At 69.1% G+C, this 22,811-nt stretch carries 22 protein-coding genes; all 22 read right to left on the bottom strand.

Annotation, left to right across the window (positions count from 1 at the left end):
• Window positions 1-2: 2 nt before the first annotated feature.
• Window positions 3-2,387, bottom strand: coding sequence for a bifunctional (p)ppGpp synthetase/guanosine-3',5'-bis(diphosphate) 3'-pyrophosphohydrolase (locus tag A9310_RS20110; RefSeq protein ID WP_065632111.1), 2,385 nt, complete (start codon window positions 2,385-2,387; stop codon window positions 3-5).
• A gap of 107 nt (window positions 2,388-2,494) precedes the next feature.
• Window positions 2,495-3,070, bottom strand: a complete 576-nt coding sequence (locus A9310_RS20105; protein ID WP_065632110.1) for an adenine phosphoribosyltransferase — start codon at window positions 3,068-3,070, stop codon at window positions 2,495-2,497.
• Window positions 3,071-3,086: 16 nt separating this feature from the next.
• Entirely contained in the window at window positions 3,087-4,820 is a 1,734-nt protein-coding gene (locus A9310_RS20100) for an ABC transporter substrate-binding protein (RefSeq protein WP_065632109.1), read from the bottom strand.
• 10 nt (window positions 4,821-4,830) lie between these two features.
• Window positions 4,831-6,024 (bottom strand): protein translocase subunit SecF, encoded by a 1,194-nt coding sequence (secF, locus tag A9310_RS20095; protein WP_065632108.1) that lies wholly within the window; start codon window positions 6,022-6,024, stop codon window positions 4,831-4,833.
• On the bottom strand, window positions 6,021-7,646 hold the full coding sequence (gene secD, locus A9310_RS20090) for a protein translocase subunit SecD (protein ID WP_254661307.1): 1,626 nt from the start codon (window positions 7,644-7,646) through the stop codon (window positions 6,021-6,023). The genes secF and secD overlap by 4 nt, the downstream gene beginning before the upstream one ends.
• A 248-nt stretch (window positions 7,647-7,894) precedes the next feature.
• A complete protein-coding gene (gene yajC, locus A9310_RS20085; RefSeq protein ID WP_065632106.1) occupies window positions 7,895-8,278 on the bottom strand; it encodes a preprotein translocase subunit YajC in 384 nt (127 codons plus the stop codon).
• A gap of 170 nt (window positions 8,279-8,448) precedes the next feature.
• Window positions 8,449-9,537 (bottom strand): Holliday junction branch migration DNA helicase RuvB, encoded by a 1,089-nt coding sequence (ruvB, locus tag A9310_RS20080; RefSeq protein WP_058250271.1) that lies wholly within the window; start codon window positions 9,535-9,537, stop codon window positions 8,449-8,451.
• Window positions 9,538-10,131, bottom strand: a complete 594-nt coding sequence (gene ruvA, locus A9310_RS20075) for a Holliday junction branch migration protein RuvA (protein ID WP_065632105.1) — start codon at window positions 10,129-10,131, stop codon at window positions 9,538-9,540.
• The gene (gene ruvC / locus A9310_RS20070) at window positions 10,128-10,697 is read right to left on the bottom strand and encodes a crossover junction endodeoxyribonuclease RuvC (protein ID WP_058250269.1); all 570 of its coding nucleotides are present in this window, start codon (window positions 10,695-10,697) and stop codon (window positions 10,128-10,130) included. The genes ruvA and ruvC overlap by 4 nt, the downstream gene beginning before the upstream one ends.
• Before the next feature lie 101 nt (window positions 10,698-10,798).
• On the bottom strand, window positions 10,799-11,554 hold the full coding sequence (locus A9310_RS20065) for a YebC/PmpR family DNA-binding transcriptional regulator (protein WP_058250268.1): 756 nt from the start codon (window positions 11,552-11,554) through the stop codon (window positions 10,799-10,801).
• 142 nt (window positions 11,555-11,696) lie between these two features.
• A complete protein-coding gene (pdxT, locus tag A9310_RS20060) occupies window positions 11,697-12,317 on the bottom strand; it encodes a pyridoxal 5'-phosphate synthase glutaminase subunit PdxT (protein ID WP_065632104.1) in 621 nt (206 codons plus the stop codon).
• Window positions 12,314-13,168, bottom strand: a complete 855-nt coding sequence (locus tag A9310_RS20055) for an acyl-CoA thioesterase II (RefSeq protein ID WP_065632103.1) — start codon at window positions 13,166-13,168, stop codon at window positions 12,314-12,316. Before A9310_RS20055 ends, pdxT begins: the two co-directional genes overlap by 4 nt.
• 63 nt (window positions 13,169-13,231) lie before the next feature.
• Window positions 13,232-13,723: a LuxR C-terminal-related transcriptional regulator gene (locus A9310_RS20050; protein WP_065632102.1), complete on the bottom strand. Its 492-nt coding sequence runs from the start codon at window positions 13,721-13,723 to the stop codon at window positions 13,232-13,234.
• Between the two features lie 170 nt (window positions 13,724-13,893).
• Complete coding sequence (locus A9310_RS20045; protein ID WP_058250264.1) at window positions 13,894-14,664, bottom strand: FHA domain-containing protein; 771 nt, start codon at window positions 14,662-14,664, stop codon at window positions 13,894-13,896.
• An 11-nt stretch (window positions 14,665-14,675) separates the two neighbouring features.
• The gene (locus A9310_RS20040; RefSeq protein ID WP_058250263.1) at window positions 14,676-15,542 is read right to left on the bottom strand and encodes a PP2C family serine/threonine-protein phosphatase; all 867 of its coding nucleotides are present in this window, start codon (window positions 15,540-15,542) and stop codon (window positions 14,676-14,678) included.
• 131 nt (window positions 15,543-15,673) lie between these two features.
• The gene (pdxS, locus tag A9310_RS20035) at window positions 15,674-16,585 is read right to left on the bottom strand and encodes a pyridoxal 5'-phosphate synthase lyase subunit PdxS (protein ID WP_065632101.1); all 912 of its coding nucleotides are present in this window, start codon (window positions 16,583-16,585) and stop codon (window positions 15,674-15,676) included.
• Between the two features lie 96 nt (window positions 16,586-16,681).
• Window positions 16,682-17,227, bottom strand: coding sequence for an NUDIX hydrolase (locus A9310_RS20030; RefSeq protein ID WP_065632100.1), 546 nt, complete (start codon window positions 17,225-17,227; stop codon window positions 16,682-16,684).
• Complete coding sequence (locus A9310_RS20025) at window positions 17,227-18,351, bottom strand: glycosyltransferase family 4 protein (RefSeq protein ID WP_065632099.1); 1,125 nt, start codon at window positions 18,349-18,351, stop codon at window positions 17,227-17,229. The genes A9310_RS20030 and A9310_RS20025 overlap by 1 nt, the downstream gene beginning before the upstream one ends.
• 19 nt (window positions 18,352-18,370) lie before the next feature.
• Window positions 18,371-19,294: a phosphatidylinositol mannoside acyltransferase gene (locus A9310_RS20020; RefSeq protein ID WP_065632098.1), complete on the bottom strand. Its 924-nt coding sequence runs from the start codon at window positions 19,292-19,294 to the stop codon at window positions 18,371-18,373.
• Window positions 19,291-20,010 carry a phosphatidylinositol phosphate synthase gene (gene pgsA, locus A9310_RS20015; RefSeq protein ID WP_065632097.1) on the bottom strand — a complete coding sequence of 240 codons (720 nt, stop codon included), beginning with the start codon at window positions 20,008-20,010 and terminating at the stop codon, window positions 19,291-19,293. The genes A9310_RS20020 and pgsA overlap by 4 nt, the downstream gene beginning before the upstream one ends.
• 111 nt (window positions 20,011-20,121) lie before the next feature.
• Window positions 20,122-20,685 carry an HIT domain-containing protein gene (locus A9310_RS20010; RefSeq protein WP_058250257.1) on the bottom strand — a complete coding sequence of 188 codons (564 nt, stop codon included), beginning with the start codon at window positions 20,683-20,685 and terminating at the stop codon, window positions 20,122-20,124.
• The gene (thrS, locus tag A9310_RS20005) at window positions 20,678-22,774 is read right to left on the bottom strand and encodes a threonine--tRNA ligase (RefSeq protein ID WP_065632096.1); all 2,097 of its coding nucleotides are present in this window, start codon (window positions 22,772-22,774) and stop codon (window positions 20,678-20,680) included. The genes A9310_RS20010 and thrS overlap by 8 nt, the downstream gene beginning before the upstream one ends.
• Between the last annotated feature and the right edge of the window lie 37 nt (window positions 22,775-22,811).

The following is a 22,811-nucleotide window of genomic DNA, read 5'->3' as shown; positions in this document are numbered from 1 at the left end:
GATCACGCCGCCGAGGTCACCCGGTAGACGTCGTAGACGCCTTCGACGTTGCGCACGACGTTGAGCACGTGCCCGAGGTGCTTCGGGTCGCCCATCTCGAAGGTGAACTTGCTGATGGCCACCCGGTCCCGGCTCGTCGTCACCGACGCGGACAGGATGTTGACGCGTTCGTCGGCGAGCACCTTGGTCACGTCCGACAGCAGCCGGTGCCGGTCGAGCGCCTCCACCTGGATCGCCACCAGGAACACCGATTCCGGCGACGGGGCCCAGGACACGTCGAGAATCCGTTCCTCCTGCTGCCGAAGCGATTCGGCGTTTGTGCAGTCGGTGCGGTGCACGCTGATCCCGCCGCCGCGGGTGACGAAACCGAGGATGTCGTCGCCGGGCACCGGGGTGCAGCACTTGGCGAGTTTGATCACGACGTTGTCGATACCGTCGACCATGACGCCCGCGTCGCCGCCCTGACGTGCCCGGGTCGGCATCGTCGACGGCGTCGACCGCTCGGCGATCGCCTCTTCGGCGTCCTCGATGCCACCCAGTGAGGCGACCAGCCGGTTGACGACATGCCGTGCGGAGACATGGTTCTCACCGACCGCGGTGTAGAGCGCGGTCACGTCGGTGTAGCGCAACTCGCGGGCGATCGCCGACATCGATTCCGCGCTGAGGAGCCGCTGGAGCGGGAGCCCGCCGCGGCGAACCTCCTTGGCGATCGCGTCCTTGCCGGCCTCGAGGGCCTCCTCGCGTCGCTCCTTGGCGAACCACTGCCGGATCTTGGCCTTGGCGCGGGGCGAGACCACGAACGTCTGCCAGTCCTTCGACGGACCCGCGGTCGGCGCCTTGGACGTGAACACCTCCACCACCTCGCCGTTCTCGAGCGTGCGCTCGAGCGCGACCAGCCGGCCGTTGACGCGCGCGCCGATACAGCGGTGCCCGACCTCGGTGTGGACCGCGTAGGCGAAGTCGACCGGGGTCGATCCGGCGGGCAGGGTGATGACGTCGCCCTTCGGGGTGAACACGAAGATCTCGCGCACGGCGAGGTCGTAGCGCAGCGACTCCAGGAACTCGCCCGGGTCCGCGGCCTCCCGCTGCCAGTCGAGCAGCTGGCGCATCCAGGCCATGTCGTCGATCTCGGCGGTGTCGGACTTCTTGCCCGACTTGCGGTAGCCGTTCTCCTTGTAGCGCCAGTGCGCGGCGATCCCGAACTCGGCCGTGCGGTGCATCTCGTGCGTCCGGATCTGCACCTCGAGCGGTTTGCCCTCGGGCCCGATCACGGTGGTGTGCAGCGACATGTAGACGCCGAACCGCGGCTGGGCGATGTAGTCCTTGAAGCGCCCGGCCATGGGTTGCCACAGCGAGTGCACGACACCGACGGCGGCGTAGCAGTCGCGGTCCTCCTCGCAGAGGATGCGCATCCCGACGAGGTCGTGGATGTCGTCGAAGTCGCGGCCCTTGACGATCATCTTCTGATAGATCGACCAGTAGTGCTTGGGCCGCCCCTCCACGGTGGCGTTGATACGCGCCCCGGCCAGCGCGTTGTTGATGTCGGCGCGCACCCGCGCGAGATATGTGTCGCGGGACGGCGCGCGGTCGGCGACCAGCCGCACGATCTCCTCGTAGCGCTTGGGATGCAGGATCGCGAACGACAAGTCCTCGAGTTCCCATTTGACCGTCGCCATGCCGAGTCGATGAGCAAGTGGCGCAATGACTTCCAGGGTCTCGCGAGCCTTGCGCGCCTGCTTCTCCGGCGGCAGGAAGCGCATCGTGCGCATGTTGTGCAACCGGTCGGCGACCTTGATGACGAGAACGCGCGGATCGCGCGCCATCGCGATGATCATCTTGCGGATGGTCTCGGCCTCCGCGGCGCTGCCGAGGGCGACCTTGTCGAGCTTGGTCACGCCGTCGACGAGGTGTGCGACCTCGGGTCCGAAGTCCTTCTCCAGCGCCTGCAGGGAGTAGCCGGTGTCCTCGACCGTGTCGTGCAGCAGCGCCGCGATGAGTGTGGTGGTGTCCATGCCCAGATCGGCGAGGATCGTGGCGACCGCCAGCGGATGGGTGATGTAGGGATCGCCGGACTTGCGCTTCTGGCCGCTGTGCCGTTCGTCGGCGACGTCGTAGGCGCGTTGCAGCAACGCCACGTCGGCCTTCGGGTAGATCTCGCGGTGCAACGTGACCAGCGGTTCGAGGACCGGCCGGACCTGGCTGCGGGTCGCGGTCATGCGGCGCGCGAGGCGGGCGCGCACCCGGCGTGAGGCCGACGCACCCGGCTGGATGGAGCCGACCGCGGCCGGTGCGTTCGGCCGGTCGGCGGTCTCGGCCGACGTCGTTCCGGCGTCCGGGGTACCCGCGGGGGTCACGCCACGCTGCGCCGTGTCGGATTCATCGGGCATCAGCGGTCCTCCTCACGGTTGTATGTCGGCATACGGTGACCCGTCCGGCCTGCCGGGCGGGCTCAGCCGATTCTAGTCGCGGCCCGCCCATGACCGGGTCGACGCCGTCAGTCCAGTGCGACCGCATGGACGGGAACGTCCGGTCCGAGGCCACGGGCGATCGTGTCCCGGCCGCCGAGACCCGCGAGTTCCATGATCACCGCGACCCCGACGACGTGCGCACCCGCACGATGGAGCAGTTCGGCCGCGGCGACCGCCGTCCCACCGGTGGCGAGCACATCGTCGACGAGCAGGACACGCCGGCCGCTGAGGTCGAGGCCGTCGGCCGGGATCTCGAGCGTGGCCTGCCCGTATTCGAGGCTGTAGTCGATGGCGAGGACCGGCGGCGGCAGCTTGCCGCCCTTGCGGACCGCAAGCACCCCGACCTGGAGCTCACGCGCGACCGCGCCGCCCAGCAGGAACCCGCGCGCGTCGATACCGGCCACGAGGTCGATCGACGAACAGCCGTGCGTGAGCGCGGTGACGATCGTCGACAGCCCTTCCGGGTCCGCGAGGACCGGTGTCAGATCCTTGAAAGCGATTCCGGGAGCCGGGAAGTCGTCGACGAGGCGAGCGTGTGCGGCGATCGCCGCCTGTGCTCGCGAGACCGCCTCGGCCGTACGCTCGGGCACGACACCACCCATCGCTTCACTCCCCTGCTCAACCACGGATCGTCCACCGATCCATGTTCCATCCGGTGCCGTCGCGGCCGAGGCCGGCCACCACGTTGCCCACCCGATCCTTCCACTGCCGTATCCGGGGCGCCGCGAAGAGGGGCACCGACGGCATCGTCGCCCAGGTCGCGTTCTCGATGGACCGGGCCAGACGGAGTCGGTCGGGCGCCGAGACGGTCGTCGCGAGCTGATCCACTCCCCGGCTCACCATCGGCTCCCGGATGCCGGACAGGTTCAACGGGTCTCCGCCGCGCAACGCGTAGGCGTCCCGGCTCGGGTCGGCGGCACCGGCCGCGGCGAATGACGCGCCACCGGCGACGATGAGTGCGTCGACGTCGCGGCCCAGCGCGTCGGGCCGCAGGTCGGGTGAGGACGCGTCCTCGACGACGATCCCGGCGGCGCGGCACGACGCCGCGATCGCCGCGGTCATCTGCTGCCACCGCGGAGTCGGCGCGACGTAGCCGATGCGCACCGTCCGCGGTCGCAGCGCGACCTCCGAACCGGCCGCCTCGCCGCCGGCTGGATCCTCTACCGCGCCCTGCCCGGTGGCCGCCCGGACGAGTCCGCGCGCTCGTTCGATGTCCGGCCGCTGATAGGCCTGGCCGAATTCGGTGTTCATCTGTGCGGCCAGGTTGTCTGCCGGGGAGAGCACCCGGAGATTCCAGACCTGCGCGCCGGCGCCGAAGTCGCGCGCGAGGTCGGCTCGCGGGACGCACGAGGCGAACGCCCGGCGCATCCGGACATCGCCGAACAAGCCGCGGCCGGCCAGGACGAGTTCCTCGACGCCCAGCGCGCGCGCCGGCGAGGACGGCCCGGCGGCCCCCGCCGAACCGGCGATGTCACCGTCGACGAGGCCGGCCGTCACGTCGACGACGTCGAACCGCCCGTCGGGGAGCCGGCGAGTCGCGTCGGTCCCGCGCCCCCAGACGACGATGCGGGAGGTCTCCGGCTTGTCGCCCCACCACTCGTCGTTGGGCACCAGGACGAGTCCGCCCGAGCGCGAGTACCGGTCGATGCGATACGGACCCGACGCCGGATAGTGCGCGTGATCGACCGGTCCGAACGTCAGGTCGAAGCCGGTGTTCCATGCGTCCGCGATGCGTCCGACGGCGGCCCGGTCCATCGCCCGGATCGGGTCGATGACGTCGGAGAGGCCTGCCACGCGGGCCACCACGTGCGCGGGCATCATCGCCCCGGCGCCGAAGAGCGAGAGCCAGTTCCGGTACTCCCGTCCGGGCGCGAAGGTGACGGTCGCGCTCTTGTCGCCGGCCCCGCAGTTCACCGAGTCGATGTCGCGATAGCCGGCGGTGGTCGCCGGGGTGAAGCCGGGCAGCCGTCCGCTCATCGCCGCCCAGGCGAGCACGAGATCGTCGCAGTCGAGGGCCACCCCGTCGGAGAAGACCGCCTCGGGGTTGAAGTCATACCGCAGGGTCGGCACGCGGCCGGGCACCTGGGTGACCGTGCCGACGTCGCGATCCGGGATGACTTGGCCGGCCGGGCCCAGCAGACTGAAGCCGGGCAGCAGCCGGGTGGTCGCCATGAGGACGCCATCGGCGTTGCCGCTCACCGTGTTCGCGTTGTAGGTCGTGATCCGCGCGTCGACCACGTAGTCGATCGTCGGCGGCCCGTCGTCGCCGCAGGCCGTCACCAGCCCGGCGACCGTGACGAGCCCGACGAGGAGGCTCAGGACCCTGACGAACTCCCGGCGTCCAACGCTCACGTCGCAGAGACTAGCGGTTGCGACGGCGTTTGCCGGTCGGGACCGCGCGGTCCGCGTCGTCGGTGTCGACTGCTGCCCCGGCGGACGCCCCTCGGCGCGTCCGGACCGGCCGCGGCTCGTCGGACGGGAGCCCGGCGCGACGCCGGAGGACCTTCTCGGTGTGCCGGCCGATGTCGGGGCGACGTTCCTTCAGTGTCGCCAGGAGCGGCGCGGCGAGGAAGACCGACGAGAACGTACCGACGAGGACACCGACGAGCTGAATTAGCCCGAGATCCTTGAGCGTTCCGACGCCGAGCAGCCAGACCGCGATGACCATCAACGCGATGATCGGCAGCACCGAGATGACGGTGGTGTTGATCGATCGCATGAGGGTCTGGTTCACACCCAGGTTGGCCTGTTCGGCGTAGGTGCGCCGGGTGGTCTGGAGCACCGAGCGGGTGTTCTCGGAGATCTTGTCGAACACGACCACCGTGTCGTAGATCGAGAAGCCGAGGATGGTGAGCAGGCCGATGACGGTCGCCGGGGTGACCTCCCACCCGACGAGCGAGTAGATACCGGCGGTCACGATCAGGTCGAAGAACAGCGACCCCATCGCCGCGATGGACATCTCCCGGTCGAATCGCACCGCGATGTAGACGAAGACGATGACCAGGAACACGGCCAGCGCGATCAGCATGCGCTCGGTTATCTCGCTGCCCCACGTCGAGCTCACATCCGAGATGCTCACCTCGGCGGGCGCGAGTTCGGGACCGAATTCGTCTGCGAGCGCGCGCGTCACCGATTCCGCCTGGGCGAGATCGAGGGTCTCGGTGCGCACCTGGACCGTCTGGCTGCCACCGGCTCCCGCGGTCTGTACCGATTCGGGCGCCTCGCCGAGGGTCGCGGTGACAACTTCTTCGACGGACTCCGCGGTGATCTCCGAGGAGACGACCGGCACCGACATCTGGGTACCGCCCTCGAAGTCGATACCGAGGGTGAACCCGCGGATTCCGATCGAGGCCAGGCAGATCAGCAGGATCGCCGCGGTGACGCCATACCACATGCGGCGGCGCCCGACGATCTCGAAGGCACCGGTACCGGTGTAGAGCCGGGACAGGAATGAGCGGTTGCGATCGGCGACGAAGTCGGCGTCCGCGCCGGGCTGGGCCTTGTCGGCGTCGAGAACGGCCGAGTCGCCGGCTGCCTTGTTGTCCGGCCCGGTCATCGCACCGTCCCCTTCTCCCGAGTGGCATCAGTGGTGTCGTCGGCGTCCGCGGTGCCCGCGGGCGTGCCATCGGGGGCAGCACTCGCCTGTCGGTGTGCCGCGACGCGACGCTGGCGGGCGACCTCGCTGATCGCCCCGAGTCCGTTGACGCTCGGCTTCGACAGGAATGTCGAACGGCTCGCGTAGACGACCAGCGGGTGGGTGACCAGGAACACGACCATGACGTCGAGGATCGTGGTGAGACCCAATGTGAACGCGAAGCCGCGGACCTCGCCGATCGCCAGGATGTAGATGACCGCGGCGGCGATGAAGCTCACCGCATTGCCGGACCAGATCGTGCGGCGCGCGCTCGCCCAACCGCGGGGCACCGCGGACCGGAAGCTGCGCCCCTCGCGCATCTCGTCCTTGATTCGTTCGAAGTAGACGACGAACGAGTCGGCGGTCATACCGATGCCGATGATCAAACCTGCGATACCGGCCAGATCGAGGGTGAACCCGATCCAGCGACCGAGCAGCACGATGATGCCGTAGACCATCGCCCCGGCGAGGACGAGCGACAGCACCGTCAGGATGCCGAGCATTCGGTAGTAGGCCAGAGCGTAGATGAAGACCGCGATCAGGCCGACGAGACCGGCGATCAGACCGGCCTGCAACGACGCGAGACCCAGTGTCGCCGAGATCGTCTCGGCGTCGGAGGCGGTGAAGGACAACGGCAGCGAGCCGTACTTCAGCACGTTGGCGAGTTCGTTCGACGACGACTCGGTGAACGGACTGGCGCTACCGCCGCTGATTCGGGTCTGACCGCCCGGGATGGGCTCGTTGATCGCCGGCGCCGAGACGACGCGCGAGTCGAGCGTGAAGGCGGTCTGGGTCCGGTTGGGGGCCTGCTCGGCGGTGTACCTGGGCCAGAAGCTGGCGGCCTCACCCTCGAATTCGAGGGTCACCACCCATTCGCCGGTCTGCGGATCGGTACCGGCGTTCGCGTTCTTGATGTCGCGACCGTCGATGATCTCCGGGCCGAGGAGGTAGACCTCCGAGCCGTCCGTCGAGCAGGCCACGAGGTACTGATCGGGGCGGTCGTTGCCCAGCAGCGGGTCGTTGGCCGTCGGCGAGCAGTCCATCTTCGCCATCTGCTGCTGGAGTGCCTCGAGCTGCTGCGGGGTCGCGTTCCCCGGCGCCTGACGGAGCTTGCGCTGCTCGTCGATGGCGGCTGCCGCGGCCTCGGTGGGCAGGGCGTCGGCCTGATCGTCGGCACTCTCGGGCTTCGGCGGTTGCGGAGTCGCCATGGCCGGCTGCCCGACGACCGGTCGGACGTACAGGCGCGCCGTCTGGCCGAGTGACTTGGCCTGCGCGCCGTCCTGGCCGGGGACCGTGATGATCAGGTTGTCACCGCTGACGACGACCTCGGAACCGGAGACGCCGAGCCCGTTCACGCGCTGCTCGATGATCTGCTTGGCCTGATCGAGCTGCTCTCGGGTCGCCGCCTGACCGTCCTCGGTCCGCGCGGTCAGCGTGACGCGCGTACCGCCCTGGAGGTCGATACCGAGCTTCGGTTCGATGGTCTGGGGTCCGGTGAAGAAGATCAGTCCGTAGACGACCGCGAGCAGGCCGATGAAGGCCACGAGCGGACGCCACGGCGGGATCTCTCGAGCCGGTCGCGACCGCTTCCCTGCAGTCCGGCCCTTCCCCGAAGTCCGAGAGGGAGTTGTCACAGCTGTTCAGGTCTCCTTGAGAGCGTCAACCGGCCGACGAGCAGCCCGACCGGCATGACCCATCGTCCACTCCTGGCCGGGACACGCCGGAAACGCGTCGGAGGCGGTGCAGACGGATGGGCGCGCCGCGTCGTGGATCGACGCGGCGCGGATGCGGCTTACTTGTCGTTGTCGCGCGCGTCGTCGGTGGCGGGCTTGTCCAGGCTGACCGAGTCGGCGTCGTCGTAGTCGTCGGACTCGATCTCCGGGGCGACGTGGCCGGCGTAGGTGGCCGCGGCCTCATCCGTCGGGACGACGCGCATGACGGCCAGCCGGTTCCAGCGGGTGACCACGCCGGTGGCGATCTCGACATCGACGACGTCGGGCGAGCTCGCGTCGATCACGGTGCCGAAGAGACCCGAGGTCAGCTGGACGCGGGTACCGGTGGACACCGAGTTCTGCATCTCCTGCATCTCGGCCACACGCTTCTTCTGCTTCCGCATCGACAAGAACATGAAGCCGGCCAGCAGGGCGAGCAGAAGCGGGAAGAGCAGAGCGTCCATGAGTGCGAGTCAGTCCTTTGGGTATCAGTGGGTACGGCGTGAGCGAGCGGCCTGTCCGGACAAATCCGGGCAGCATCAGCTCAGCTGTGCTCCACACAGTGTGCCACGTCTTGCGCGGAGCTCATCCCCGCAGGTGGTGCCGGTGTCCTCGACGGTCGTCGAAGATCCGGCTAGAGGTCGTCGAACAGCGTGTCGGCCGCCACGTCACGGGGACGCACCCCGAAGGTGGCGTTCATCGCACCGGCGGGCGGGGTGAGTCCGAGATGATGCCAGGCGGCGGCAGTGGCCACCCGCCCGCGCGGCGTCCGCGCGATCATGCCCGCGCGCACCAAGAACGGCTCGCAGACCTCCTCCACGGTCGCCGGTTCCTCGCCGACGGCCACGGCCAGCGTGGACACCCCGACCGGCCCCCCGCCGAAGGCGCGGATCAGGGCGTCGAGGACGGCTCGGTCCAGACGGTCGAAGCCGAGTTCGTCGACGTCGTAGACCGCGAGCGCCGCGCGGGCGACGTCCACGGTGATCGACCCGTCTCCCCTTACCTCGGCGTAGTCGCGGACCCGGCGGAGCAGCCGGTTCGCGATGCGGGGCGTGCCCCGCGACCGGCGCGCGATCTCGCCCGAGGCGTCGCCGCGGAGTTCCATGCCCAGAATCCCGGCCGAGCGGTGCAGCACCCGGACGAGTTCGTCGGGCTCGTAGAACTCCATGTGCGCGGTGAACCCGAACCGGTCGCGCAGCGGGCCGGTCAGCGACCCCGACCGTGTTGTCGCCCCGACCAGCGTGAACGGCGCGACGTCGAGCGGAATCGAAGTCGCTCCCGGGCCCTTGCCGACCACGACGTCGACGCGGAAGTCCTCCATCGCGAGGTACAGCATCTCCTCGGCCGGGCGCGCGATGCGATGGATCTCGTCGATGAACAGCACGTCGCCCTCGACGAGGTTCGACAGCATGGCCGCGAGGTCGCCGGCGCGCTCGAGTGCCGGACCAGAGGTCACCCGGATGGCGGCGCCCATCTCCGAGGCGATGATCATGGCCAGCGACGTCTTGCCGAGCCCGGGCGGTCCCGACAGCAGGATGTGGTCGGGGGTGCCACCGCGGCCCTTGGCCCCGTGCAGGACCAGTTCGAGCTGTTCGCAGACCCGCGGCTGGCCGATGAAATCAGCGAGTGACCGGGGACGGAGACCGGCGTCGAGGTCGCCGTCGGAGCGCACCGGCATCGCGCTCACGTCCCGGTCGTCGACGTCGTCCGGATCGCCGCCCATCTACGACGCCTTGCCGAGCAGTGACAGCGAGTGACGCAGCGCGGTGGACGCATCGGCGTCGGGATTCTCGGCCAGTACCGCCGTGACCGCCTTCTCCGCCGGACCGGCGGTGAACCCGAGCCCGACGAGCGCCTCGGCGACCTGCTCGCGAATACCGCCGACGACGGTCACACCGGTCGACGCCTCGCCCGTGGGCCGGTCCACCTTGTCCCGCAGTTCGACGCACAGCCGTTCGGCCACGCGTTTGCCGATGCCGGGTACCGAGGTCAGTGACTTGGTGTCCGATTCGGCGAGCGCGCGTCGCAACGCATCCGGCTCGAGGACTGCGAGGGTCGCCATCGCGAGTCGCGGGCCGACGCCGGTGACCGTCTGCAGCAGCGCGAACAGCGCACGGGCGTCGGGTTCGGTGAAGCCGTAGAGCGTCATGGAGTCCTCGCGGACGATCATCGAGGTCAGCAGCGTCGCCTCGTCGCCGCGGCGCAGCCGGGACAGCGTCGCGGGCGTCGCCAGCACGCGGTATCCCACTCCCCCGCAGTCGATCACGGCGTGGTCGAGCGCGATCTCGAGCACCGGTCCGCGGACTGACGCGATCATGCGCGACTCCCTTCTCGTGCCTGGGCCACCCGCGCGCGGTGCCGCGCCGCGGCCGCGTCGGCCTGCTTCTGTGCGGCTGCCATCCGCTCCATCATGGGTCCGCGCCAGCAGTGACAGATCGCCAGCGCGAGCGCATCTGCGGCGTCGGCGGGACGCGGCTTTGTCTGCATGCCGAGAATCCGGGTGACCATCGCGGTGACCTGGGATTTGTCGGCTCGTCCGCTGCCGGTCACCGCCGCCTTCACCTCCGACGGGGTGTGGAAGCGCACCGGGACGTCGCGCTGGGACGCCGCGAGCGCGATGACGCCGCCGGCCTGCGCGGTCCCCATCGCCGTGGACACCTGGTTCTGCGCGAAGACCCGTTCGATGGCCACCACGTCGGGCTGGTGCACATCGAGCCAGTGACACGCCGAGGTGTAGATCGCGAGCAGTCGCTCGGCGAGTTCCATGTCGCTCGGGGTGCGCACGACGTCCACGTCGAGGGCGGTCACCGTCCGCCCCCGACCCGACTCGACCAGCGCGATACCGCACCGGGTCAGACCCGGATCGACGCCCATGACGCGCACTCGTACCCTCCCAGGCATGGTGATCTGCGAACAGTTGTTCGAGATCTTATCGGGGAGGACGGACAAGTCCGGTGATCAACACACCGGAGAGGAGGCGGCTGTCAGTCGTTCTCGAGTTCGGCGAGGACCTCGTCGCTGATGTCGACGTTGCTGTAGACGTTCTGGACGTCGTCGGAGTCCTCGAGGGCGTCGATCAGCTTGAACACCTTGCGTGCGCCGTCGGCGTCCACCGCGACCTCGACCGACGCGCGGAAGCTGGCCTCGGCGGAGTCGTAGTCGATCCCGGCCTCCTGCAGCGCGCTGCGGACGGCGATGAGATCGCTTGGCTCGCTGACGATCTCGAAGGACTCGCCGAGATCGGTGACCTCTTCGGCGCCCGCGTCGAGCACGGCCATCAGGACGTCGTCCTCGGTCTGGCCGTTCTTCTCCAGCGTCACCACGCCCTTGCGGGTGAACAGGTAGGAGACCGAACCCGGGTCGGCCATGTTGCCGCCGTTGCGCGTCATCGCGGTCCGGACCTCGCCGGCCGCACGGTTGCGGTTGTCGGTGAGGCATTCGATGAGCACGGCGACGCCGTTGGGCCCGTAGCCCTCGTACATGATGGTCTGCCAGTCCGCGCCGCCGGCCTCTTCACCACCGCCGCGCTTGCGTGCGCGCTCGATGTTGTCGTTGGGAACCGAGGACTTCTTCGCCTTCTGGATCGCGTCGAACAGCGTGGGGTTACCCGCCGGGTCACCGCCGCCGGTCCGCGCCGCCACCTCGATGTTCTTGATGAGCTTGGCGAACATCTTGCCGCGCTTGGCGTCGATGGCCGCCTTCTTGTGCTTGGTGGTGGCCCATTTGGAGTGGCCGCTCATGTCCGTCGATTCCTTTCCCGGCGCCGGCACGTGCGGCGGGCCGTGGCCCGCATCCGGCGCACTCCTACGTCTACTCGGTCGCCCTGTTGGTTGTCTCCGGCGCGGTGCCGGGCTCGTGGTCTACCGCTGGTTCGGCACGATCTTACCGACGCACCATCTCCACGAAGTATTCATGTACGCGCCGGTCGCCGGTCACCTCCGGGTGGAACGACGTCGCGAGCACGTTCCCCTGGCGGACCGCGACGATCCGCCCGGCCGCCGGGCCGTCGGGAACACGCGCCAGGACCTCGACCTCCGGGGCGACGGACTCGACCCACGGCGCCCGGATGAACACCGCACGCATCGGCGCGGCACCCTCGGTGTCGGTGATCCCGGTGAACTCCAGGTCGGTTTCGAAACTCTCCACCTGTCGCCCGAATGCATTGCGCCGCACCGTGACATCGAGGGCGTCCAGATGCCGTGCGTCGGGCCGGGTGTCGAGGATCGTGGAGGCCAGCATGATCATGCCCGCGCACGACCCGTACGCCGGGAGGCCGTCGGACAGCTTGTCGACCAGCGGGTCGAACAGGTCGAAGATGCCGAGCAGTTTGGTCATCGTCGTCGATTCACCGCCGGGGATGACGATTCCGTCGATCTCGTCGAGTTCGGCCGGGCGTCGCACCGCCACGGCGTCGGCGCCGGCCGCCTCGAGCGCGAAGACGTGCTCGCGCACATCGCCCTGCAGTGCCAGAACCCCGATCCGCGGCCGGTTGCCTTCGCTCACCGATCGGTCCGGGCGTGCTGGTCGTCGGGCATCACACGACCGGTGCGCGCCAGCCCCTCCTGGGTGACCGCCGCCACCAGGCGGCCCTGTCGATCGAAGATCCGTCCCTGGGTCAGCGCGCGACCACCGCCCGCCGACGGCGACGTCTGGTCGTAGAGGAGCCAGTCGTCGGCCCGGAAGGGGCGCATGAACCACATCGCGTGGTCGAGGGAGGCGACCTGCGGGTTGGACTCCGGATGGGGCACGCGCGAGGAGCCGAGCAAGGTCATGTCGCTCATGTAGGCGAGGGTGCCGACATGGAAGACGGTGTCGTCGGGCAGCCGATGGCGGTAGCGGAACCAGACTCGTTGTTGCGCAGCGAAATACGACGAGGTGACCATCATCTCCGGGGGCACGATGCGCAGATCGAAGTTGCGCCACTCCTTGAACACCGCGCGCTCTTCCTCGGCCAGCTCGTCGAGGCGGTCGGTGAGCTCGTCCGGTTGCGGCGCCGGCGGCATCCGGTCCTGGTGCTCGTAGCCCTGGTCGGTCCGTACATGGAACGACGCAGACATGGTGAAGATCGCCTCGCCGTTCTGGATGCCGGTCACCCGCCGGGTGACGAACGACCGTCCGTCGCGGATGCGGTCGACGAGGAACACCGCCGGACGATCCGGGTCACCGGGACGCAGGAAATAACCGTGGAGGGAATGAACGTCGAACTCGTCGGACACCGTGCGGGTCGCCGACATCAGGGCCTGGCCGGCGACCTGGCCGCCGAAGGTGCGCTGAAGGTGACTCGGGAACGCACCGCCGCGGTAGATGTCGGTCTCGATCTGTTCGACCTGGAGTATGTCCTCGATGGCTGCCACGCAGACCAGTATCGCGCACGGCGCCGGTGGGCACTCCCCTGCCCGCCGAAGCGCGGCCGGCGATCAGAGTTCGTCGAGGGTCATGATCCCGTCCTGGATGGCCCTGGCGACCAGCGATGCCTTCGTCGGGGCCGGACGGCCGATCTCGGCGTACTTGGCCCGGATCCGGGTGAGGTGGGTGTTCACCGTACCGAGCGAGATGTAGAGCTGCTGGGCCACAGCGGGTTTGGAGTCGACGAGCATCCAGGTGCGCAGGACCTCGACCTCGCGCGAGGTGAGATTCGGCTTGGCGCGGTCGGCCGTGGCCTCCGCGACCTCGGGGAACTCGGCGAGCGCGGGAACGGCGACCGCACGGTGCAGGTGGGGGTGTCCCGGACGATGGCCCAGGCCGAGCGGCTGACCCGCGCGCGGTGTCTGGATCTGGTGGCCGGGCAACGGCATCCGGCGAGCCGCCAGACGCGCCAGGGCTTCCTTCCGGCGGGCGATGGCCTCCGCGTCACGACGAGCGCTGACCGAGCGCAGGTGCTGGGGGGCCTGATGGGCGATCGCAGTCATGTGTGCTTCCTCTTCACTCATTCAACCGGTGGTCTTCCGGGTTCTCCCGGCGATGAGATGAAGATTATGGGCTGCGGCCCGGGTGGTCGATGGGGAGAACTCCCCTACCCGTGGGGAGAACTACCCACGGTGAAACCGCAGGTCAGCGACGTGCATACGCGGCGGCTGACTCAGTCGGCCGCGTTTCGGGCCGCCTCGGCGTCGATGAGGGGGAGATCTTCTCGCGTGACGATGCGTGACGACACCGCGTACTCCACCAGTTTGGTCCGGCGGTTGCTCGCGAGTTTCCCGCCCCCGCCGCGCATTCCGCTCACCCCGAGTTGATCGAGTTTGTCGCAGACGTTGTCGAGCTTGCGATTGAACTTGGTCAGCGGCCAGCCCAGCCGGCGCGCCGCCTGCGCCGACGACGGGATGGCACTCGACCCGGTCCCCTCACGCCGCAGGATCTCCTCGGCCAGCACGATGATCAGCAGCTTCTGACTCTCCGTGAGCGTGGGCACGCCTTGCGTCGTGTGCCCGCCGCTGTATTCCGGACGCGTCACCGATTTCACCTGCGGCGCGCGGGCGAACAGGCTCAGCTCGTAGGTCGTCGGGCCGGCGGTGAACACGATGGTCGTCTCACCGAAGACGAGCGGCATGCGCGCACCGGGGCCCAGGGTCGCCGAGAACCCGACGTCGCCCGCCGAGACGCTCGCCGACAGGTGCGTGCCGAGATTGGTGAGCCACCAGAGCCCGTTCTCGTTGTGTATCACCAGGAATCGGCGATGAAGGTACGGGTTGTCGTCGATGGACAGATCCGCTTCGCGGCCGATGAAGAACCGTCGGTCGGCGTCGAGCGCGATGCGCTCGCCGCAGTATTCGACGTAGGTCGCCCCGGCGTCCAGCGCGGCGTCGCCGGACTCTGCGGGGGATGTCTCGGCCCGGTCCTGACCCGTGGTCATCAGTCCTCCGATCAGCTCGGGTCGGGGGCCGGAGCAGCTCCGGCGGCCTCTCCCTGCGCCGAGTCGTCGAGCGCGGGCATCGTGAGGGTCGGCACCGATTCGTGGACACTCACGACGATGACGGTGACGTTGTCGTGCGCGCCGAGCGCCAGGGCGGCGTCGACGAGCCGTTCGGCCGCCTGCCGGGAGTCCTCCGCATTGCGCAGGATGTCACCGATCTCCTCGTCGGGCAGCTCCCCGGTCAGACCGTCGGTACACAGCAGCAGCACATCCCCCGGGAATGCCGGCGTACTCGAGTAGTCGGCGACCGGGTCGACCATGCCCGCGCCCAGCGCACGCGTGATCACGTTGCGGCGCGGGTCGGTTCGGGCCTGCTCGGGCGTGAGGAATCCGGCGTCGATGAATTCCTGGACCTGCGAGTGGTCGGTGGTGAGCTGGTTGAGCGACCCGTTCTGGAAGCGATAGGTCCGCGAGTCGCCGATGTTGAGCACCAGCCAGTGCGGACTCTGCTCGTGGGTGACGAGCACGATGCCGGTGGCGGTGGTACCCGCGCGTCGCTCGGTCTCGGTGTCGATCTCGCCGATGCGCCGCTGGGCGGCGAGCAACAGATCGTCGAGTTGCAGTTGGGTCGCCTTGAGTTCACCCGCGCTGGTGGCCTCCGACAAGGTGAGCAGTGCGGCCTCGCTGGCCAGTTCGCCGCTGTCGTGCCCGCCCATGCCGTCGGCGAGCAGGTACATCCCCGGCAGCGCGAGTGCCGCGTCCTCGTTCGTCTCCCGGACTCGTCCCACATTGCACGCCGCGGACCACTCGAGCCGCAATTCACCCACGATGTGTGTGCCCGAGACCGAAGCGTCTCGAACGATGGTCGCCGCATCCATGATCAGCAGATACTACCGCCGCGAAGCCCCTGACCCGCCACGCATGTCGACTGTTCGGTCTCCGGCGTGTTGAGAAGGGGCCCCGCGGCGGGAGGCGGTCGGTCTGACCACCTACGATCCGGACGAAGCGGTCACCAGCCGCGCTCGGCGAGGCGGTGCGGCTGCGGGATGTCGTCGACGTTGATGCCGACCATCGCCTCACCAAGGCCGCGCGAGACCTTCGCCAGCACGTCGGGATCGTCGTGGAACGTGGTCGCCTGCACGATCGCCGCGGCCCGCTGTGCCGGGTTGCCCGACTTGAAGATCCCCGATCCGACGAACACGCCCTCGGCGCCGAGCTGCATCATCATCGCGGCGTCGGCCGGGGTGGCGATCCCGCCGGCGGTGAACAGGGTGACCGGCAGCTTGCCGGCCTCGGCCACCTCGACCACGAGCTCGTAGGGAGCCTGCAACTCCTTTGCCGCGACGTACAGTTCGTCCTTCGGCAACGAGGTCAGACGCCGGATCTCGTCGCGGATCTTGCGCATGTGGGTCGTCGCGTTCGACACGTCGCCGGTGCCGGCCTCGCCCTTCGAGCGGATCATGGCCGCCCCCTCGGTGATCCGGCGCAGGGCCTCACCGAGATTGGTCGCACCGCACACGAACGGCACCGTGAAGGCCCACTTGTCGATGTGGTTGCTGTAGTCGGCCGGGGTCAGGACCTCGGATTCGTCGACGTAGTCCACGCCGAGGCTCTGCAGGATCTGCGCCTCGACGAAATGACCGATGCGGGCCTTGGCCATCACCGGGATCGAGACGGCGGCGATGATGCCGTCGATCATGTCGGGATCGCTCATCCGCGACACCCCGCCCTGGGCACGGATGTCGGCGGGCACCCGCTCCAGAGCCATGACGGCCACCGCGCCGGCATCCTCGGCGATCTTCGCCTGCTCGGGGGTCACGACGTCCATGATCACGCCGCCCTTGAGCATCTCCGCCATGCCGCGCTTGACCCGGGCCGTGCCCTGGCCGACCTCGGGAACGGTCGTGCCGTTGTGACTCACTGAAGATCTCCTCGTGTCGCAGTCCCGACCTGCCGCGTTCGCGGCGGCGGTATGCCCACCAGTCTAGGTGAGGGGCCGATGGCCCCTGACGAGGGATCAGTCCGCCTGGCCTGGGGTGACGCGCTCGATGATCTCGAAGTACTCCGGGGGTGCCGCGTGGCCGCCGAGCCGCAGCCATCGAACGGGCCGGCGTTGCGCGAGGGCCCTGGTGTCCCGCACGGCGTCGTTGTAGAACCGACGCGCCATCATCACCCGCGTCTCGGCGTCGGCGAGTTCGACGACGAGGGCCGCGGACCGACGATTCGGGTCGGTGCGCGCCAGTGCGGCCGACAGCGCGTTCTCGGCGTCCTCACGTGCCGTCGGCGCGGCCCGCTCGGCGCGATCGGCCAGCGTGGCGAGCTCTCGCGCCTGGGCGGCGACGCCGTCGTCGACGGACGTGCGGGAGTTCGCGGCGCCGTCGCCGGCGATCATCTCCGCTGACACCGCACGCACGACCACCGCGCGCCGGTCGAGGTTCGATTCGAGCGCCTGGCGGGCGAGATCGACACGGACGTTGAGCCGGTCGAGGCGGTTGGCCGTGTGGTAGGCCCATCCCGCCACGAGCAGCACGGCCACCACGCCGAGGACGATCCAGGTGGCCATCAGTCCGACACCACGACCGGACCGGCTCCCACCGTGACGGTGTCGTAGACCCGGAGAATCTGGTCGGCCACCCGCGACCAGTCGTACTTGTCGGCCCGAATCCGTCCGGCGGCGACGAGATCGGCGCGCGCCTCCGGGTCGGCGAGGAGTTCGACGAGGCCGGCGGCGAGTTGATCGGGGGACCCCGTCTCGACGAGTCGCCCGGCCCGGCCGTCGTCGAGCACCCGCCGGAAGGCGTTCAGGGAGCTGGCGATCACCGCCGCCCCGGCCGCCATCGCCTCGACCAGGACGATGCCGAAGCTCTCGCCGCCGAGGTTGGGCGCGCAGTAGACGTCGGCGGAGGCCAGCGCCCGCGCCTTGGTCGCGTCGTCGACCTGCCCCAGAAACACCAGGTGTTCGGCGAGTGGACCCGCCCGCCGCCGCAGCGCCGCCTGGTTGCCGCCGCCGACGACCAGGACCCGCACGTACGGGAACCTCTCCACGACCGCGGGCAGTGCACGCATGAGCACGTCGATGCCCTTGCGCGGTTCGTCGAAACGACCGAGGAACAGGATCGTGCCACCCGGGTGCGGATACCCGTCGAGGGGCTCGGCGTCGGCGAAGGACGCGACGTTGATGCCGTTCGGGATCTCGACGGCATCGGAGCCGAGTGACTCCATCTGCCAGCGACGCGCGAGCTCGGAGACGGCGATCTTGCCCGCGATCCGTTCGTGGTACGGCCGCAAGATCCCCTGGAACACGCTCAGCCACAAGGACTTCGAGGTGGCGGTGTGGAAGGTGGTGACGATGGGCCCGGAGGCCACCATCAACGACAGCATCGAGATGCTCGGCGAATTCGGTTCGTGGACGTGCAGGACGTCGAAGCCGTTCTCGGCGACCCAGCGACGCAACCGCAGGTAGCCCTTGGGACTGAAGTTCACCCGGGAGACCGAGCCGTTGTACGGGATCGCCAGCGCGGGTCCCGCCCGGACGACGTACTCCGGCAGTTCGGTGTCGCGGCCGGCCGGGGCGAGCACGCTGACCTCGTGGCCCCGGTCGAGGAAGACGTCGGCGAGTTCGGTGACGTGGGCCTGTACACCCCCGGGCACGTCGAACGAGTAAGGGCAGATCATTCCGATTCGCATGGCACTCCCCTGGTCGTCGTCATGTCGGCGTCCCGTCCTGCTCCACGCGACCGCGCTGACGGTCGGTCCAGTCGCTCTCCCAGAGCGGCTGCAGCATGTGCCAGTCCGCCGGATGCGCGGCGATGTTGACCGCGAAGGCGTCGGCGAGGGCCTGGGTGGCCGTTTCGATCCCACCGGAGACGTCGATCTGCTCCCCGCAACACATCCGGGAGTACGGCGCCTCCTCGAACCAGTGATGCACGGGCATCAGCGCGGCACCGGTCTCCATCGCCAGCCGTGCGGACCCCGCCGGCATGCGGGTTCGCTCGCCGAAGAAGGTCACCGGCACCCCATGCCGGGCGATGTCGCGTTCGCCGAGCAGGCACACGATGCCGCCGGCGCGGAGCCGGTCGGCCAGCTGCCCGAACGGGGGTTGCTCGCCACCGCTCAGCGGGAAGATCTCGAAGCCGAGCGATTCCCGGTAGGCGACGAACCGGTTGAACAGTGACTCCGGCTTCAGGCGTTCCGCGACCGTCGCGAACCTGCCGTAATGGTGGACCAGCCAGACACCGGCCATGTCCCAGTTGCCGGTGTGCGGCAGCGCCAGGATGACTCCCTTGCCCCTCGCCAGCGCGGCGTCCAGTCGGGCCCGGTCCTCGTCGGGGAGCGTGACGGTGGACGTGACGGTCGCACGATCCTGCGTCGGCAGGCGGAACGCCTCGCACCAGTACCGGGCGTAGGAGCGCATGGCGTCGGCGACGAGGTCGTCGGGCACCTGCGGGGGTTCCACGCCCAGGACACGGGCCAGGTTGCGGCGCAACTGGTCCGGGCCACCGCCACGACGACCCGCGTAGCTGCCGGCACGGTCGAACAGACCCCGCGCGGCGCGTTCCGGAGCCCAGCGAACGGCGGCCCAGCCGGCCCGGTACCCGAGATCGGCGGCCATCGCGCCGAGATCGGTCATCGTTGTCCCGCGGGCGGGGTCTGACCGTCCGAGCCGGACGAGGGTTCGGCATCGCCGTTCTCGGTGTCTGAGGGCCCGGTGTCTGCGGGTTCCGAGGCGATGGGGATGAGGTCCCGCGCACCCGGTGATTGCGCGATCGACCACATCCGCTGCCCGACGGTGATGACACTGGCGACCGCGAGGAACCACATCGCGACGTGGATGGCCCACCACAGGCCGAGACCCGTGAGACCGGCGCCGACGAGCACGATGATCAGCCGGTCGGGCCGCTCGATGAGACCGCCGTCGCCGTACAGGCCGCTCGCCTCCGCGCGGGCCTTGGCATAGGAGATGACCTGGGAGGTCACCAGAGAGATGAGGGTCGCGACGAGGAGCAGGTCGTGGGGTTCGGTGACCGCGCACCACCAGGCGAGGCCGGCGAAGATGGCGCCGTCGGCGACGCGGTCACAGGTCGCGTCGAGAACGGCGCCGAATCGCGTGCCGCCGCCTCGGGCGCGGGCCATCGCGCCGTCGAGCATGTCGAACATCACGAACAGCCAGATGACCAGCGTGCCCCAGAACAGCTCCCCCATCGGGAACAGCGTGAGGGCGGCTGCGACGCCGGCCAGCGTGCCGATCACCGTCACCGAGTCCGGCGTGAGCCCGGTCCGCAGGAGCGCGCGACCCATCGGGAGGGTCACCTTCGAGACCGATGCCCGACCCAGAATGCTCAGCATCGCCGAGTTCCTCCCCCATCTCGCGCCGCGTCGTGCCTCAGCGCTTCCTGATCGCTCTCGTCTGACATCGCCTCACCTGATCGCACCGGCACCCGATCGCTCACAGCGGGGTCAGTCGTCCAGCCGTTGCCAGGCGGTGGCCAGCAGTCCGCGGGTGTCCCGGAGCAACTGCGGCATGACCTTCGTCTCGCCGACGATGGTGATGAAATTCGCATCGCCCATCCATCGCGGCACGATGTGCTGGTGGAGGTGCTCGGACAACGAACCGCCCGCCGCGTAGCCGAGATTCAGACCCACGTTGAACGCGTTGGGGTTCGACACCGCCTTGATCGTGCGGATCATCCGCTGCGTGAACGCCATCAGTTCCGCGGACTCCGCGGCGGTCAGATCCTCGAGGTCGGCGACCTGCCGGTACGGCACCACCATGGTGTGCCCCGGGTTGTAGGGGTACAGGTTCAACACCGCGTAGACGGTGTCACCACGCGCCACGATGAGACCGTCCTCATCGCTCATGGTCGGGATGTCGAGGAACGGATGCCCCGTCTTCTCGGCCGGTTGCGGGTCGGCGATGTAGGTCATCCGGTGGGGACTCCACAGCCGTTGCAGGCGATCCGCCACACCGACACCCTCGTCCCGGATCTCGCCGGGCGCCTCACCGAACGCGGCGTCACTCATCGAGCGCTCCCGCCACCACGACCGTCTCCACCTCGCCGAGCGCGGCCTCGACCAACTCCTTGGTGGGCGACTCGTTGCGCCTGCTCCGGACCCACTCGACGATCACCGACACCGCATCGGCGACCGGCACGCCGTTGACCTGTGTGCCGTCGCGGAACCGGAAGCTCACCGCCCCGGCCTCGACGTCGCGTTCGCCGGCGAGCAGCATGAACGGCACCTTGCCGGTGGTGTGGTTGCGGATCTTCTTCTGCATGCGGTCGTCGGAGGCGTCGACCTCGGCGCGGACACCGGCGGCGAGAAGGTCGGCTGCCACGTCGTACAGATGCTCCTTGAACGCCTCCGCGACCGGGATCCCGACCACCTGGACCGGTGCGAGCCACGCCGGGAACGCGCCCGCGTAGTGCTCGGTGAGCACGCCGAAGAACCGCTCGATGGAGCCGAACTTCGCCGAGTGGATCATCACCGGCTGCTGCTTGGTGCCGTCGGCGGCGGTGTACTCGAGGTCGAATCCGGCCGGCTGGTTGAAGTCGTACTGGATGGTCGACATCTGCCAGGTACGCCCGATCGCGTCCTTCGCCTGAACCGAGACCTTCGGTCCGTAGTAGGCGGCACCACCCGGGTCGGGCACGAGGTCGAGACCTGATTCGACGCACACCTCTTCGAGGATGGCGGTCGCGGCGGCCCACTGCTCCGCGGAACCGATGAACTTCGGCGAGTCGTCACGGGTGGACAGCTCGAGGTAGAACTCGTCGAGGCCGAAGTCGCGCAGCAACCCGAGGATGAAGTCGAGCAGATGCTTGATCTCGTCCTTGGCCTGTTCCGGCGTCACATAGCTGTGCGAATCGTCCTGGGCGAACCCGCGGACGCGGGTCAGACCGTGCACGACGCCCGACTTCTCGTAGCGGTAGACGTGACCGAACTCGAAGAGCCGCAGCGGCAGTTCACGGTACGACCGTCCGCGCGACCGGAAGATCAGATTGTGCATCGGGCAGTTCATTGCCTTGAGGTAGTAGTCCTGCCCCTGGCGGGTGATCTCCCCTGCCTCGTTGCGTTCCTCGTCGACGTGGATCGGCGGGAACATGCCGTCGGCGTAGTACGGCAGATGGCCCGACAGGTGGAACAGATGTTCCTTCGAGATGTGCGGGGTGCCGACGTACTGGAAGCCGTTCTCGATGTGCTTCGCGCGGACGTAGTCCTCCATCTCGCGCTTGATGATGCCGCCCTTCGGGTGGAAGACCGGGAGTCCCGAGCCGAGCTCGTCGGGGAAGCTGAACAGGTCGAGTTCGGCGCCGAGCTTGCGGTGATCGCGCTTCTCGGCCTCCGCGAGCATCTCCAGGTGTGCGTCCAGCGCCTCCGACGATTCCCACGCGGTGCCGTAGACGCGCTGCAGACCGGCGTTGGCCTGATCGCCGCGCCAGTACGCCGCCGAGCTGCGGGTCAGCTTGAAGGCCGCGATGTACTTGGTGGTCGGGACGTGCGGTCCGCGGCACAGGTCGCACCAGATGCGTTCTCCGGTGCGCGGATTGAGGTTGTCGTAGACCGACAGTTCCCCGCCGCCGACCTCCATCACCTCGGCGTCGTCGGCCGCGCCCTTGTCGTCGATGAGTTCGAGTTTGAACGGCTCGCCGGCCAGTTCGGCGCGGGCCTCGTCCTTCGACTCGTACACCCGCCGCGAGAACCGCTGACCCGACTTGATGATCTGCTTCATCTTCTTCTCGAGGGCGGTGATGTCCTCGGGGGTGAAGGGTTCGGCGACGTCGAAGTCGTAGTAGAAGCCGTCCTTGATCGGCGGGCCGATCCCGAGCTTGGCCTCGGGGAACAGCTCCTGGACCGCCTGCGCGAGAACGTGTGCGGTGGAGTGCCGGATCACGCTGCGGCCGGCCTCGGTGTTCGCGGCGACCGGTTCGACATCGGTGTCGGCGTCGGGTGCCCACGACAGGTCGCGGAGGTCCCCGCCCGCGTCACGGACGACGACGATGGCCTCCGGGCCCTTGTTGGGCAGCTCGGCCTCGCGCAGTGCGGTGCCCGCGGTCGTCCCAGCCGGCACACGGATCGTGGCGGGGCTGGTCACCTGGACGTCGTCGGGCACGGGGGCGCTCCTCGGGTTGGGGCGGACACGCGAAGAC

It is taken from the genome of Gordonia sp. UCD-TK1 (genome assembly GCF_001691435.1).
GTDB lineage: Bacteria > Actinomycetota > Actinomycetes > Mycobacteriales > Mycobacteriaceae > Gordonia > Gordonia hongkongensis.
Note: the sequence above shows the minus strand (reverse complement) of the source record. Positions and strands in the feature narration are given on the sequence as shown.